A 14375-nucleotide genomic window follows, 5' to 3' on the forward strand; every position below is an offset into this window, starting at 1 on the left:
CGTAGCCGGCCGTGATGCGACGTGACGAAGTGAGGGAAGTTGGCGAAGCCAACCGTCTGATGGGGCAAAGGCGCGGGTTGCAAGGGTCCGCGCCTTACGGTCCCTTGCTCGGTCGGTGCGCATAAACCGCATAGAACCGCGCAGGTTTATCGACCGAAACGTTACTCATACGCTTAGACAAATACTCACTGAACAACATAACTCAATTTATTCAGGCCCATTTTTTACTTCGTCGCCAGCACTTCTGCCCGCTGTTTGGCGGTTTTGCGCGCATAGCGCTGCGCTAACACGGCGCACACCATCAATTGCACCTGATGGAAAATCATCAACGGCAACACCATTGCCCCCACTGCCGCCGCTGGGAACAACACATTGGCCATTGGAATGCCATTCGCCAGGCTCTTTTTCGATCCACAGAACACAATAGTGATCTCGTCAGCCGTACTGAAGCCTAACCAGCGCGCAGTATAAGTATTGATAACCAACACTACCGTCAGCAGCACCAATGACATTACCAAAATGGTCAGCAGCGACCAGCCGTCAATCTTATGCCAAATGCCTTCCACCACCGCGGCGCTAAAGGCGGTATACACCACCAGCAGAATGGATGAACGGTCAGTGAGATTGATCAGCTTGCGGTGACGATCGACCCATTTGCCAATCAACGGTCGTGCCAGGTGGCCCACCACAAAGGGCACCATTAATTGCAAAATGATTGAACCAATGGCGTGCAACACGTCAGTATCACCGCCTTGTGTATGCATCAGTGCCCCCACCAGCAACGGTGAGAGAAAAACGCCAAGAATACTGGATGCCGAAGCACTGCATACCGCCGCAGCCACGTTACCGCCCGCCGCCGAGGTAAAGGCAATCGCCGACTGAACCGTCGCCGGTAGCGCACACAAGTAAAGGAAACCCAGATACACCGTAGGTGTCATCAAGCCTGGCACCATCAGGTTCATCGCCACGCCCAGTAACGGGAATAACGCAAAGGTGCTGAGAAACACCATCAAATGCAGTTTCCAGTGGCTCATCCCGGCGATGATCGCCTCACGTGATAGCTTGGCGCCATGCATGAAGAACAACAACGCGATAGCAGCAGTGGTCAGGTGATCAAAGAAGGTCTTCCACACGCCTTCACAGGGGAAAACCGAAGCGACAATCACCACCAGAATCAATACCAGCAAAAATTTATCAATACGCAGACGCTGCAACCAGGACATGGATCGGGATCCCTCGAAGAGTAAAACGGGTTCAGCAAGCCGAACCCGGAAAATGAAGCACGACAGTTAGACTACCGGCAGCGCTTTTTGCTGTTTTGCCGATTCCAGACCCAGCTCGATCAGTTCCATCACCTGGATGGCATCGGCCGCTGGTACCGGGTTATCACCCTCACCGTTAATCGCATCACGGATTGCCGCATAATAAGCCGGGTAGTTACCAGGAATACTCAGCAACGGCTTCTCCGCCAACACACCATCACGTGACAACGTCACTACACCATCGCGCATGTCGTAACCCCAGTCAGCTTGCGGTAGACGCTCGCCAGCCTTCAGACGGTCTTCCTGCGGATCCAGCCCAAACTTGATAAAGCTGCCTTGGGTACCGTGCACGATATAGCGGGCGGTTTCTGCCGCAGCCAGCACTGTGCCATGCAGAACCACACGACGTTTGCCGTAATTAAGCACCGCGTGGAAATAATCCACCGACTGTGCGCCTGGGCGCAGTTCTCCCAAGTCGACAAACAGCGTGTCTGGCTTGCCGAACAATTGCAGTGCCTGATCGATCAGGTGCGGCCCCAAATCGTACCAAATGCCGCTGCCCGCACCGCCCAACTCCCGCCAGCGCTGACGCACTTCTGGCCGGAAGCGATCAAAATGAGACTCGAAGTAAACCACCTCGCCAAGTACACCTTCTTTCAGTAGCGCCTTGAGCGTCAGGAAATCACTGTCCCAGCGACGGTTGTGAAACACTGACAGCAATTTGCCGCTTTGCTCCGCCTGCTGTTTCAGCTCCTGAGCCTGTGACAACGTCACAGTGAAAGGCTTATCTACCACCACGTGCTTACCGGCAGCCATGGCCTGCTGTGCTAACGGGAAGTGGGTATCGTTGGGGGTAGGAATGACGATCAGATCGATAGACGGGTCGTTGAACAGCGCCTGCGGATCGCTGACTACCGTCATCGACGGCCAGTCAGCCTGTACTTTACCTGCATCGCTGCTGGACACGGCAGCCAGTTCTACGCCTGGCGTACCGACGATCAACGGCGCATGAAAGGTTTTGCTGGCATAGCCGTAACCGACCAGCCCAACCCGAATTTTTTCTGCCATGGTGTTTCCTCTTACTGGCTCGTAATAGACCCATCAGATTTGACACCATGATGCTGGCAGGAACAAGAAGTAAATTTAATGTTAATTTGTGACCGCTACATGGGGCGATTCGCGCTGATTTCTGGCCGGATAATTTATCTCCAGGCTGCGACGGCGGAAATCACTTGGGCTTACGCCCACCCGTTTGCGAAATACGCGGGAAAAATAGAGCTGATCGTCATAACCCACCACCCGGCCGATCGTGGCAATAGACTCTTGCGTGGTCTGCAACAGCAGCTTGGCACGGATCACCCGCTGGTCTTCACGCCAACGCAGAATGTTGATGCCCACCTGCTCACGGAATAAGTGCGCCAACCGCGATGGCGACAGGCAGACGTGGCGCGCCACTTCATCAATGCGCAGCTCCCCGGCCAGGTTGCCGGTAATAAACTGACAGGCTTCAATCACCCGCGGATCCATGATTCTCTGCGGACTCAGCGGGTCTTCCTCCATCGCGCGCAGCAACAGACGCTCCAGCAAATTCATCCCCAGTTCTTCGGCAAACCGACGACCAGAACGTTGCGTTTGCTCGATATTGGCGAACAGCCGGTCGAACTCCAGCAACAGGTTATTGTTCGGCAACGTCAACCGCCCGACCTCATGGGTTTTGCTATGCCACTCCAGCCAGTCGGCCCAGTAGGCACGTGGACGAAAATACACCCAACGGTGATACCAACAATCGCTGTCCGGCGATCGGCCGTAATAATGTGCCGCTTTGGGAGGAAACAGCAGCAGATCGCCGGGATTACAGTGAAAAGTGTCTTCACCGTCAAATACCTTGCCCTGACCTTTGATAGTCAGGTTAAGAATATAGCCCTTCATTCCACCGGGGCGGTCGATAAAGAAATCCAGTGGGCCATCAGCCATGATCGGCGTCAACCCTGCCACCAGATAGGCGTTAAAGGTATAACCCGGTAACAACGGGTTTGGTTGCGGTTCCTGTGCCATACGATGATACATCTGTCCTCCCGGAACGGCTTAGGTAACGATCCTATAGCTTAGCGGCCCGGTGGATAACAACCCGGGCAGATAACAGAACTGTGAACAGCAGTCTCAATTTTCTAGACCGTACGTTTGGCTTGTTGTTTGTACCGGTCAAAAATCACCGCAGCCAGCAAAATTACACCACGTACCACATATTGCGAGAACGGTGAGATGTTCAACAAGTTCATGGCGTTTTCCACCGTGCCAAGAATCAAAATACCTGCGATCACATAGGAAATTTTGCCAATACCCCCTTTCAAGGAAACGCCACCCAGCACGCAGGCGGAGATCACGATCAATTCATAACCGATCGACGTCATCGGCTGCCCGCTGGTCATACGTGACGCCAGGATGATGCCTGCGGCAGCGGAAACCAGCCCAGACAACATAAAAATCACGATCTTGGTACGCACGACCGGCACCCCCGCCAGACGTGCAGCCTCTTCATTACCGCCAATCGCCAGCGTATTGCGCCCAAAGGTGGTTTTATTGAGCAAGAAACCAAATAAGATCAGGCAGGCAACGGTGATCCAAATCGGCGCAGGCAACCCCAACCAGTTGGCATAACCCAAGGTAAAGAAGCGTTCGTCTTCAATGCCCACCGCCTTGCCGTCAGAAATGATGTAGGCCAACCCGCGAAAAATCTGCATGGTTGCCAAGGTGGTGATCAGCGCGTTGATTTTCAGCCGAGCGATAACAAAGCCGTTAATCAATCCGGAAACCATACCCAACAACAGGCCAGCGGCCACGCCGATCCATAGGCTTTCGGTCATGTTGATCACCACTGCGGTAGTGACACCAGCACAGGCGATGACTGACGCGACAGACAGGTCAAAATCACCGGAAGCCAGGCAAAACAGCATGCCACAGGCCACCATGCCGGACATGGAAATCGCCAGTCCCAGCCCTTTCATATTGATAAAAGAACCGAAGTTGGGCACAAACAGCACGCAGGCAATAAACAGTACAGCGAACACCACCAGCATGCCGTAGCTGTCCCAAATCCGCGCCAGCCCTTGGCCGCTACGGTTTTTAACGGAATGGGTCGTAAGGGTCGACATCTCTTTCTCCTTCACAATCAGGCCACCGCCGCAGCAGCATCGGGGGCAATATCAGGGGTGCGCAGCATTGCCAGGCTGAGGGCTTTTTCCTCGCTGGCAGTGTCATGCAGTAATTCGCCAGACAAGGCGCCTTCACGCATTACCAGAATGCGATCCGCCAATCCCAACACTTCGGGTAAATCACTGGAAGCGAACAACACAGCAATGCCCCGCTGCGCCAGTTGATAAATGACGTTGTAAATTTCATGCTTGGCGCCCACGTCTATGCCACGTGTCGGTTCATCCAGCAGGATCACTTTCATCTCTTCCGATAACCAACGGCCGAGAATGGCTTTCTGCTGATTGCCGCCGGACAGATTCATAATGAGCTGCTCGGCACTTGGGGTTTTAATATTCAACGCGCGGATATGGTGTTCGGCATTGCTGGCTTCCCAGCCGTTGTTGATCAGGCACCCAGCACGAATGCTGTTACGACGTGCGCTGATATTGATGTTGTCGCGCACCGAGTGCACCGGAATGATGCCATCTGCTTTACGATCCTCCGGGCACAGCATGATGCCGGCACGGATGGCATCAATCGGCGAACGAATGGTGATCGCCTGTCCATCAAGCACCAGTTGCCCCCCGCTGATACGCGTAGCGCCAAAAATGCCCTTCATCAGTTCACTGCGCCCGGCACCGACCAGGCCGAACAACCCGACAATTTCCCCGGCCCGTACGTTCAAGTCGATCGGGGTTTTAACGCCCGGCGCTTTCAGCTCCTTGAGCGCCAGCCGCACCGGTCCCAGCTCACGTGGCTGGTAGCCATACACATCACCCAGATCACGCCCGACCATCGCCTGCACCAACTGCGCGTTATCCACCTGCTGCATATCGTCAAAGGTGCGCACATAACGACCGTCTTTAAACACAGTGATGGCGTCGCTGAGGGCAAAGATTTCTTCCATACGGTGCGAAACGTACAAAATCACCCGCCCTTCGGCACGTAACTCACGGATCACCCTGAACAGTTGTTCAATCTCTCGGGCAGACAGCGAACTGGTGGGCTCATCAAAGGCGATCACCTTGGCATTACGCGCCAGCGCCTTGGCGATTTCCACCATCTGCCACTGGCCGATCGACAAATATTTGAGCGGCGTATCCGGATCAATATCCAGCCCGAGGTGTTCCAGCTGCAAGCGAGATTCGTAGCGCAGCAGTTTTCTATCCACCAGCCCACGTTTGGTCGGCAACTGACCGAGATAAATGTTCTCCGCCACCGTCATTTCCGGCACCAAATGCAGTTCCTGATAGATAATTGCGACCCCAGCATTCAGCGCATCGGTAGTGTTGGTGAACTGCACCGCCCGGCCTTGCAACTGAATTTCCCCCTGGGTCGGTGCGTAATTGCCACTGAGAATTTTCAGTAGCGTGGATTTCCCGGCGCCGTTTTCCCCCATCAACGCGTGGATCTGCCCGGCCTGACAGCTAAAGCTGATGTCATCCAGCGCCTTCACGCCCGGGAAGGTCTTACCTATGCCTTTAAACGCCAAATACGGCAATGCAGCGGTCATAGTGTGTTCCTCCTGCAGTCAAAAATGCCGCCCGACAGCGTGCTGTGGGCGGCTCGCTTATTACATCAGGCCTTTTTTCTGCAGTTCGGTTTTGAAGTTGTCACGGGTGATCAACACAACATCCGTCACTTCGGTGAATTTCTGTGGTTCTACGCCCTTTTCCACCCAGTCATGCAACATCTGAATGCTCTTATAACCATGGATATCCGGGCTTGGCAGCAGTGAGCCGTAGAAACCGGTCGCCTGCCCCTTGGACAATTCACTGACCGCATCCACCCCATTGATACCAATGCCGATCACGTTTGGCGCTTTGAACCCCTGGCCTTCAGTAGCGCGCACGCCTCCCAACACGGTGTTGTCATTCATACCGACAATCAGCCAATTTTTTACTTCCGGATGCTGCACCAACATTGAGTTGGCGGCGTCAAACGCCCCTGGAATATCGTTAGATTTGGTCGGTACCTTATAAATTTGCTTTTCGGGGAAACCGGCAGCCTTCAGCGCAGCAATTGAACCCCCTGTACGGCGACGGGCAGTGTCCAGTTCATCGGCGGTGATCGCCATCACAGCGGTATCCGACAGTTTCCAGCCACGCTTGCTCTGCTCTTTCCACAGTTCCTGCCCTTGGCGTTCGCCGATTTTTGTGGCGGCCATCATCACCAATGGCACCGTGTCCATAGGTTTGCCTTTAGCGGTGACAAACTGGTCATCCACGGCAATCACTTTCAGGTTATAACTGCGCGCTTTGGCAACGATCGCCGATCCAAGCTTCGGATCCGGCGTACAAATCACGAAGCCCTTGGCCCCACTCGCCGCCAAACTGTCGATGGCATTCAGTGTTTTTTCTCCATCCGGCACGGCGATTTTAATCACCTCAAAACCGAGATCTTTTCCGGCCTTGTCAGCGAATTTCCATTCCGTCTGGAACCATGGCTCCTCCGGCTGCTTGACCAAAAAACCCAGTTTCATCGTCTCGGCGATAGCTGAATGTGACATAACGGCCGCCAGACCCAGTGTCGCCAGCGCCTTAGTGAATTTATGCATGATGCTCTCCGCTATTTTGTTCTCTTTAGCGACGAAACCCGCTCGCGGTGAAAACGTTATCATTAGGTTTTTTGCCGTCGATGTGTCGCATATAACGCGGCACCAACCCACGACAGGGGTAAGACGGCTTAAGTTTTAGCGGGTATTTGTTACTTAAATGTAGAGCGCTATCACATCCGTGGAATACAGCAGATATGTGCATATATTTAGCGAATTTCGCCAAGCAACAACTTATGACAGCCATCACAAAACCACTGCGTGAAGCAGAAAAGTGCATACTTCCAGCTAACGGCTCCTCACCTGCTTACCCCTTCGGCTCCTATCGTTGTCACAGCGTATTAACACATCAGGAGCCAACACATGACGGCAGGTGCTATTGCCCTGGGATTAGACTTCGGCAGCGATTCAGTGCGGGTGTTGGCGGTTGACTGCCAAGACGGCGCGGAACTGGATACCGAGGTGGTTTATTATCCCCGCTGGCAACGCGGTGAATTCTGCAATGCGGCGGAGAACCGTTTCCGTCATCACCCACTCGACTATATTGAAGCCATGGAACAGGCCATTGTTGGTCTGGTACAACGTATGACCCCGCAGCAACGGCTGCAGGTGATTGGCATTGGCGTTGACTCAACAGGCTCCACACCGGCACCGATTGACGAACAGGGCCAGGTGCTGGCACTTCGGCCAGAGTTTGCCGACAACCCGAACGCCATGTTCATTCTGTGGAAGGATCACACCGCCATTGAAGAAGCCGAGGCTATTAACCGTTTATGCCACAGCGGCGAGTTCCCCGACTATTCCCGCTATATTGGCGGCGTTTACTCTTCGGAGTGGTTCTGGGCCAAAATCCTGCATATCACGCGTCAAGACGCCGGGGTACGTCAGGCAGCCACCTCGTGGGTAGAGCTGTGTGATTGGATACCGGCACTGCTTGCCGGTGCCACCGCCCCGCATCAGTTAAAACGTGGGCGTTGTAGCGTGGGGCACAAAACGTTATGGCACCCGGACTGGGGTGGTTTGCCGCCAAAGGCTTTTTTTGCTGCGCTCGATCCGTTGTTGGTGGAACACTTGCCTTGGCCACTGTTTGAGGATTGTTACACCGCCGACCTGCCAGTCGGTACGTTGAGCGCCGAATGGGCCACGCGCCTCGGCTTGTCGCCGACGGTGGCATTGTCCGGAGGTGCCTTTGACTGCCATATGGGCGCTGTCGGTGCAGGTGCCCAGCCTTATACCTTGGTGAAAGTAATTGGAACCTCTACCTGCGACATCCTGATTGCCGATCGCCATCGGGCAGATGGGCGTGCCATTAAAGGCATTTGTGGCCAGGTTGATGGCAGCGTGGTACCGGGGATGATCGGCATGGAGGCCGGGCAATCAGCTTTCGGCGATATGTATGCCTGGTTCAGTCGTTTGCTGAGCTGGCCTTTGCGTGAAGCCGCGAAAAATCACCCTGAAATGAAGCCACAGTTGCAAGAAATTGAAACGGACTTACTGTCGGCGCTGACCGACTCTTGGACCAAGGCCGCTTCATTGGACCATCTGCCGGTGGTGCTGGACTGGTTTAACGGCCGCCGCACCCCTTACGCCAACCAGCGGTTGAAAGGCGTGATAGCCGATATCAATCTCGGTACCGATGCGCCAACCCTGTTTGGCGGATTTATTGCCGCCACTGCCTTTGGTGCCCGCGCCATTATGGAATGCTTTGAACAGCAGGATATTCCCGTCGATAACGTGCTGGCTTTGGGGGGTATTGCACGTAAGTCAACGGCGATCATGCAGGTCTGCGCCGACGTAATGAACCGACCGCTACACATTGTCGCCTCTGATCAGTGCTGCGCATTAGGTGCGGCGATCTTCGCCGCCGTTGCCGCGGGCCGTTTTAGCAGTGTGCCCGAAGCTCAGCGCCAAATGGCCTGCGGTATCGAACGCACATTGCAGCCAGACTCACAGCGTGTCGTTCACTACCAACAACTTTATCAGCGCTATCAACAATGGTGCCAGGCCGCCGAGCCGCGCTACGCCCCGACTTCCGGTTCAGCAAATTAAGCCTATATCCAATACAGAGGAGTCTTTTTTAATGAATGCATTCAAGCAGCGGGAAGTTTGGTTCGCCATCGGCAGCCAACATTTATACGGTCCACAAACCCTGCAACAGGTCAAGGCACACGCCGAACAGGTGGTGGACAGTCTCAACCGCGAAGCCGGCTTACCGGTAAAACTGGTGCTGAAACCGCTGGTCACCACGCCGGATGAAATCACCGCCCTGTGTCGTGATGCCAACTATCAACCGCAATGTATTGGCATACTGGCCTGGCTACACACCTTCTCACCAGCAAAAATGTGGATCGCAGGATTATCTATCCTCCACAAACCTCTGTTGCAGTTCCATACCCAATTCAACGCCCAGGTGCCCTGGGACAGTATGGATATGGACTTTATGAACCTCAACCAAACCGCCCACGGCGGCCGTGAATTCGGCTTTATCGGCGCCCGTATGCGCCAGCAGCACAATGTGATTGCCGGTCACTGGCAAGATCCCGAAGCACACCGGCGCATTAGCCAGTGGATGCGCGCAGCCGCAGCCAAACAGGCCAGCCAACAACTGAAGGTGGCTCGTTTTGGTGACAACATGCGTGAAGTGGCGGTGACCGACGGCGACAAAGTCGGCGCACAGATCCAGTTTGGCTACTCGGTTAACGCTTATGGCATCGGTGATCTGGTCAGCGTGATCAATGAAGTCAGCCGTGGCGATGTGGACACGCTAATTGAAGAGTATGAAACCTGCTATGTACTCAGTGACGCCGCGAAGATCAACGGGGCAAAGCGTGAAAACCTGCTTGATGCTGCGCGGATCGAACTGGGCATGAAGCGCTTCCTTGAACAGGGTAACTTCCAGGCCTTCACCACCAACTTTGAAGATTTGCACGGCATGAAACAGCTCCCTGGACTGGCGGTACAACGCCTGATGCAGCAGGGCTACGGTTTTGGCGGCGAAGGCGACTGGAAAACTGCGGCGCTGCTGCGCATCCTGAAAGTGATGGCCGATGGGTTAAACGGTGGTACTTCGTTTATGGAAGATTACACCTACCACTTTCAACTAGGTAACGATCTGGTGGTCGGCTCGCATATGCTGGAGGTCTGCCCGTCGATCGCCAAAGAAGCCAAACCGCTGTTGGATATCCAACCGCTCGGTATCGGTGGCAAGGCAGACCCCGCGCGGCTGATTTTCTCTACTCCGGCCGGCCCGGCGATCAACGCCAGCCTGATCGACATGGGCGATCGCTTCCGCCTGTTGGTCAATCAGGTGGATACGGTGGAACAACCGCATCCACTGCCCAAACTGCCAGTGGCACGCGCTATTTGGCGGCCCCAACCCACGCTGGCGACTGCCGCCGAAGCCTGGATCCTGGCGGGCGGTGCTCACCACACGGTGTTCTCCCAAGCGCTGGATGCCGATATGCTGCGGCTGTATGCCGAAATGCATAACATCGAGTTCTTGCTGATTGACCTGGATACCCGCTTGCCAGCGTTCAAAAACGAGCTGCGCTGGAACGAAGTTTACTACCAACTTAATCGCCATTAATCGCCCGGCTACCGGTGGCAAACTCGCCTACCGGTAGCCAAACGTGCTGCACTGCCGCCTCGCACCCGACCATCCGCTTGATATTGATGACTAAGCCCGCATTACCCGCTAAGCTATGCGGCTGTCACATTGAATCATGACTTACCCAGGAAGCCGTTTATGTCTCAAGCTGAATACACCCGTATCGGCGGTTGGTTGCTGGCCCCGATGGCCTATCTGATCGTCACCCTGCTTAGTGCCAGCCTGATGCTGCTCCTGTATGCCATGGCTATTTTCATGCCGGAATCACGCGAATACCTGCTGACCAACGCCCAGGCGTTTAGCATGCAGTGGTATTTTTCTGTGCTGACCACACTGGCGATGTGGTGCTTTACCCTGTGGCTACTTTGGTTGTTCTGCCACCGCTCACTGCGGTTCCCCAAGTTATTCCTGTTGTGGCTATTAATTACCGTGTTGCTGGCGGTGAAAGCCTTCGCCTTTGCGCCGGTACCGGATGAATTGGCAGTGCGCAGTCTTGGCTGGCCACTGTTAATGGCGGCGTTGCTGGTGCCTTATATGAAGCGTTCACAACGGGTCAAAGGCACCTTTACCGAGCGCTAACCTTCGTTGTGGCACGTTTTGTGCGGATAATTGTGTAAATATTCGCCAAAAATGGGCAAAAAGGGCAATAACCCTGCTATCCCTATGTTGTGGTCAGGCCGCCAATTCCCGATAATAGGCGGCTTTTATTTTTTTAGGCATCGCAATGACCGAATACCTGCTCCTGTTTGTCGGCACCGTACTGGTGAATAACTTCGTCCTGGTGAAGTTTCTTGGTCTGTGCCCGTTCCTCGGCGTTTCCAAGAAACTGGAAAGCGCCATTGGTATGGGGATGGCTACCACGTTTGTTATGACGCTGGCCTCCGTCAGTGCCTGGGTGATCAATACCTTTATCCTGGTTCCGTTGGATCTGGTGTATCTGCGCACGCTGTCATTTATTCTGGTGATCGCCGTCGTGGTGCAATTTACCGAGATGGTGGTACGCAAAACCAGTCCGGCGCTGTATCGCCTGCTGGGTATTTTCCTGCCGCTGATCACGACCAACTGCGCGGTACTTGGCGTCGCATTGCTTAACGTCAACCTCGGTTACAATTTCCTACAGTCTGCGGTTTACGGCTTCAGCGCCGCCGCAGGCTTCTCACTGGTGATGGTGTTGTTCGCCGCGATTCGCGAACGCTTGGCCGTCGCCGACGTACCGGCCCCCTTCCGCGGTTCCTCCATCGCACTGATCACCGCCGGGCTGATGTCATTGGCCTTTATGGGCTTTACCGGGCTGGTGAAATTCTAATGACTGCGTTATGGATTGCGATTGCAGCATTGAGCGCCCTCGGCCTGTTGTTCGGTCTGGTGCTGGGCTTTGCCGCACGCCGTTTTGAAGTAGAAGAAGACCCTGTAGCCGAGCAGGTCGATGAGATCCTGCCGCAGAGTCAGTGCGGTCAGTGCGGCTATCCCGGTTGCCGCCCCTATGCTGAGGCCGTGGCTAACGGTGAGATGATCAACAAATGCGCCCCGGGTGGCGAGCAAGTGATGCTGAAACTGGCCGAATTGCTCAATGTCGAACCGCAACCGCTGGGCAGCGAAGCGGCTATCGAGCCCGTGCGTCAGATTGCCTATATTGACGAAGCCAATTGCATTGGCTGCACCAAGTGCATTCAGGCTTGCCCGGTGGACGCGATCGTCGGCGCCACTCGCGCCATGCATACCGTCATTACCGATCTTTGTACCGGCTGCGACCTGTGCGTTGCGCCGTGCCCTACCGATTGTATTGAAATGAGACCGGTCGCCACCACTACCGCCAACTGGAAGTGGGATATGAAGACGATCCCGGTGCAAGTGATTCACGTGGAGCAACATGCTTAATCTGTTCGCCGCCTTTAAAAAAGACCGGATTTGGGATTTCGACGGCGGGATCCACCCACCGGAAATGAAGACCCTGTCCAGCGGCGTGCCGCTGCGTTTTGCTCCACTGCCTGATACTTTTGTTATCCCGCTTCAGCAACATCTGGGGCCGGAAGGCGAGCTGTGCGTCAAAACGGGTGATCGGGTACTTAAAGGTCAACCGCTGACCGTGGGTCGTGGCCGCACCGTGCCCGTCCACGCCCCAACCTCTGGTACCGTTAGCGCCATCAAACCGCATATCACTGCTCACCCATCAGGGTTGGCGGAACTGTGTGTGATCATTGAGCCTGACGGCGAAGACCGCTGGTGTGAGCGCACACCGGTGGCAGACTACCGTCAACTGGCAACGAACGAACTGATTCAACGCATTCATCAGGCCGGTATCGCCGGGCTGGGTGGCGCCGGTTTCCCGACCGCCAGCAAGCTGCAAGGTGGTATGAACGGGGTGGAAACCCTGATCCTGAATGCCGCAGAATGTGAACCGTACATCACTGCCGATGATCGTCTTATGCAGGAACATGCCGATCAAATTATCGAAGGCACGCAGATCCTGCGCCACCTGCTGCAACCCAAGGTCACGCTGATCGGTATCGAGGACAATAAACCCGAAGCTATCGACGCGTTAAAACTTGCGTTACGTGACCAGCCTGGTATCGCTCTGCGCGTGATCCCGACCAAGTACCCTTCCGGCGGCGCCAAGCAGCTCACCAAGATCCTGACAGGCAAGGAAGTGCCGCACGGCAAGCACTCCTCCGCTATTGGCGTGCTAATGCAGAACGTCGGCACCGCCTTTGCGATTAAACGCGCCATTGTCGATGGCGAACCGCTGATCGAACGTGTAGTGACCCTGACCGGTGAAGCCCTGAGCCAACCGGGCAACCTGTGGGCGCGCATTGGTACGCCAGTGCAACACCTGTTGAATTTTGCCGGTTTTCAGCCGCAGGCTCAGCAAATGGTCGTCATGGGAGGACCACTGATGGGCTTCACCCTCCCCGCGCTTAACGTGCCGATCGTGAAGATCAGCAACTGTATTCTGGCCCCCTCCGTCAGCGAAATGGCACCGCAGGAGCCTGAGCAATCCTGCATTCGCTGTGGTTTATGCGTTGACGCCTGCCCGGCGGGTTTGTTGCCGCAGCAGCTTTACTGGTTCAGCCGCGGGGAAGAACACGAAAAAGCCCGCAATCATAATTTGTTCGATTGCATCGAGTGCGGCGCCTGTGCTTTTGTCTGCCCGAGCAATATCCCACTGGTGCAGTATTACCGTCAGGAAAAGGCTGAGATCAAAGCCATTGATCAAGAAGCTGCACGCACCGCCGAAGCCAAGGCGCGTTACGAAGCCAAGCTGGCACGTCTGGAACGTGAAAAACTGGCGCGTGAAGAGCGCCATAAGAAGGCCGCAGTCAAGCTGACCGACGGAGATCAAGATGCAGTTCAGGCTGCTCTGGCGCGCGTTCGCAGTAAAAACGCCGCACCGGCAACCGGCACCATCAGCGGTGACGCACCGGATAATAGCGAAATGATCGCTGCCCGCGAAGCCCGCAAAGCACAAGCGCGTGAGCGCCGTGCCCAGCAGGAAACAACCTCTACACCAAGTGCTGTGGCGTCTGCCGCAGAAGGCGATGACCCACGTAAAGCAGCAGTGGCTGCGGCATTAGCACGAGTCAAAGCCAAAAAGGCCTCACAACAGGCAGACCCGATTGAAACACCCACCGAGTCAGCCGCCACAGAGACAGAAAACGACCCGCGTAAAGCAGCAGTAGCTGCGGCATTGGCGCGAGTCAAAGCCAAAAAAGCCGCGCAGCAGACAGCACCTGTTGAAGCACCGGCCGAGCCCGTTGCCACC

The 14375-nt window shown here is 55.2% G+C and carries 12 protein-coding genes; 6 read left to right on the top strand and 6 right to left on the bottom strand.

Going from position 1 to position 14375, the window contains the following annotated elements:
* Window positions 1–224 precede the first annotated feature (224 nt).
* From SGR01S_RS11725 to SGR01S_RS11750, 6 genes are all read right to left on the bottom strand, one after another.
* A complete protein-coding gene (locus tag SGR01S_RS11725) occupies window positions 225–1223 on the bottom strand; it encodes a bile acid:sodium symporter family protein (RefSeq protein WP_037414793.1) in 999 nt (332 codons plus the stop codon).
* A 66-nt stretch (window positions 1224–1289) separates the two neighbouring features.
* Window positions 1290–2330: an oxidoreductase gene (locus SGR01S_RS11730; RefSeq protein WP_061807525.1), complete on the bottom strand. Its 1041-nt coding sequence runs from the start codon at window positions 2328–2330 to the stop codon at window positions 1290–1292.
* 81 nt (window positions 2331–2411) lie between these two features.
* Window positions 2412–3329, bottom strand: coding sequence for an arabinose operon transcriptional regulator AraC (gene araC, locus SGR01S_RS11735; protein WP_037414787.1), 918 nt, complete (start codon window positions 3327–3329; stop codon window positions 2412–2414).
* Window positions 3330–3430: 101 nt separating this feature from the next.
* A complete protein-coding gene (gene araH / locus SGR01S_RS11740) occupies window positions 3431–4414 on the bottom strand; it encodes an L-arabinose ABC transporter permease AraH (RefSeq protein WP_037414784.1) in 984 nt (327 codons plus the stop codon).
* Between the two features lie 17 nt (window positions 4415–4431).
* Entirely contained in the window at window positions 4432–5967 is a 1536-nt protein-coding gene (araG, locus tag SGR01S_RS11745; protein ID WP_061807526.1) for an L-arabinose ABC transporter ATP-binding protein AraG, read from the bottom strand.
* A 60-nt stretch (window positions 5968–6027) separates the two neighbouring features.
* A complete protein-coding gene (locus SGR01S_RS11750) occupies window positions 6028–7011 on the bottom strand; it encodes an arabinose ABC transporter substrate-binding protein (protein ID WP_037414770.1) in 984 nt (327 codons plus the stop codon).
* Between the two features lie 360 nt (window positions 7012–7371).
* On the opposite strand from SGR01S_RS11750, the gene SGR01S_RS11755 reads away from it, so the two are divergent.
* From SGR01S_RS11755 to rsxC, 6 genes are all read left to right on the top strand, one after another.
* Entirely contained in the window at window positions 7372–9057 is a 1686-nt protein-coding gene (locus SGR01S_RS11755) for a ribulokinase (protein WP_037414766.1), read from the top strand.
* A 31-nt stretch (window positions 9058–9088) separates the two neighbouring features.
* Window positions 9089–10594, top strand: coding sequence for an L-arabinose isomerase (araA, locus tag SGR01S_RS11760; protein WP_061807527.1), 1506 nt, complete (start codon window positions 9089–9091; stop codon window positions 10592–10594).
* A gap of 159 nt (window positions 10595–10753) precedes the next feature.
* Window positions 10754–11194, top strand: coding sequence for a DUF2569 domain-containing protein (locus SGR01S_RS11765; protein WP_037414760.1), 441 nt, complete (start codon window positions 10754–10756; stop codon window positions 11192–11194).
* A 145-nt stretch (window positions 11195–11339) separates the two neighbouring features.
* Complete coding sequence (rsxA, locus tag SGR01S_RS11770; RefSeq protein WP_004938443.1) at window positions 11340–11921, top strand: electron transport complex subunit RsxA; 582 nt, start codon at window positions 11340–11342, stop codon at window positions 11919–11921.
* Window positions 11921–12493: an electron transport complex subunit RsxB gene (gene rsxB / locus SGR01S_RS11775; protein WP_037414757.1), complete on the top strand. Its 573-nt coding sequence runs from the start codon at window positions 11921–11923 to the stop codon at window positions 12491–12493. Before rsxA ends, rsxB begins: the two co-directional genes overlap by 1 nt.
* Window positions 12486–14375 (top strand): electron transport complex subunit RsxC (gene rsxC / locus SGR01S_RS11780; RefSeq protein ID WP_061807528.1); only part of this gene is annotated, 1890 nt, incomplete at its 3' end. The genes rsxB and rsxC, both read left to right, overlap by 8 nt.

The organism is Serratia grimesii NBRC 13537, from assembly GCF_001590905.1.
GTDB classification, from domain to species: domain Bacteria; phylum Pseudomonadota; class Gammaproteobacteria; order Enterobacterales; family Enterobacteriaceae; genus Serratia; species Serratia grimesii.

What these genes read in the sequence shown, in the direction of transcription:
- SGR01S_RS11755 (WP_037414766.1), top strand. Translation starts at nt 7,372, where the DNA reads ATGACGGCAGGTGCTATTGCCCTGGGATTAGACTTCGGCAGCGATTCA.
- araG (WP_061807526.1), bottom strand. Translation starts at nt 5,967, where the DNA reads ATGACCGCTGCATTGCCGTATTTGGCGTTTAAAGGCATAGGTAAGACC.
- rsxA (WP_004938443.1), top strand. Translation starts at nt 11,340, where the DNA reads ATGACCGAATACCTGCTCCTGTTTGTCGGCACCGTACTGGTGAATAAC.
- araC (WP_037414787.1), bottom strand. Translation starts at nt 3,329, where the DNA reads ATGTATCATCGTATGGCACAGGAACCGCAACCAAACCCGTTGTTACCG.
- araH (WP_037414784.1), bottom strand. Translation starts at nt 4,414, where the DNA reads ATGTCGACCCTTACGACCCATTCCGTTAAAAACCGTAGCGGCCAAGGG.
- SGR01S_RS11750 (WP_037414770.1), bottom strand. Translation starts at nt 7,011, where the DNA reads ATGCATAAATTCACTAAGGCGCTGGCGACACTGGGTCTGGCGGCCGTT.
- SGR01S_RS11730 (WP_061807525.1), bottom strand. Translation starts at nt 2,330, where the DNA reads ATGGCAGAAAAAATTCGGGTTGGGCTGGTCGGTTACGGCTATGCCAGC.
- rsxB (WP_037414757.1), top strand. Translation starts at nt 11,921, where the DNA reads ATGACTGCGTTATGGATTGCGATTGCAGCATTGAGCGCCCTCGGCCTG.
- SGR01S_RS11725 (WP_037414793.1), bottom strand. Translation starts at nt 1,223, where the DNA reads ATGTCCTGGTTGCAGCGTCTGCGTATTGATAAATTTTTGCTGGTATTG.
- SGR01S_RS11765 (WP_037414760.1), top strand. Translation starts at nt 10,754, where the DNA reads ATGTCTCAAGCTGAATACACCCGTATCGGCGGTTGGTTGCTGGCCCCG.
- araA (WP_061807527.1), top strand. Translation starts at nt 9,089, where the DNA reads ATGAATGCATTCAAGCAGCGGGAAGTTTGGTTCGCCATCGGCAGCCAA.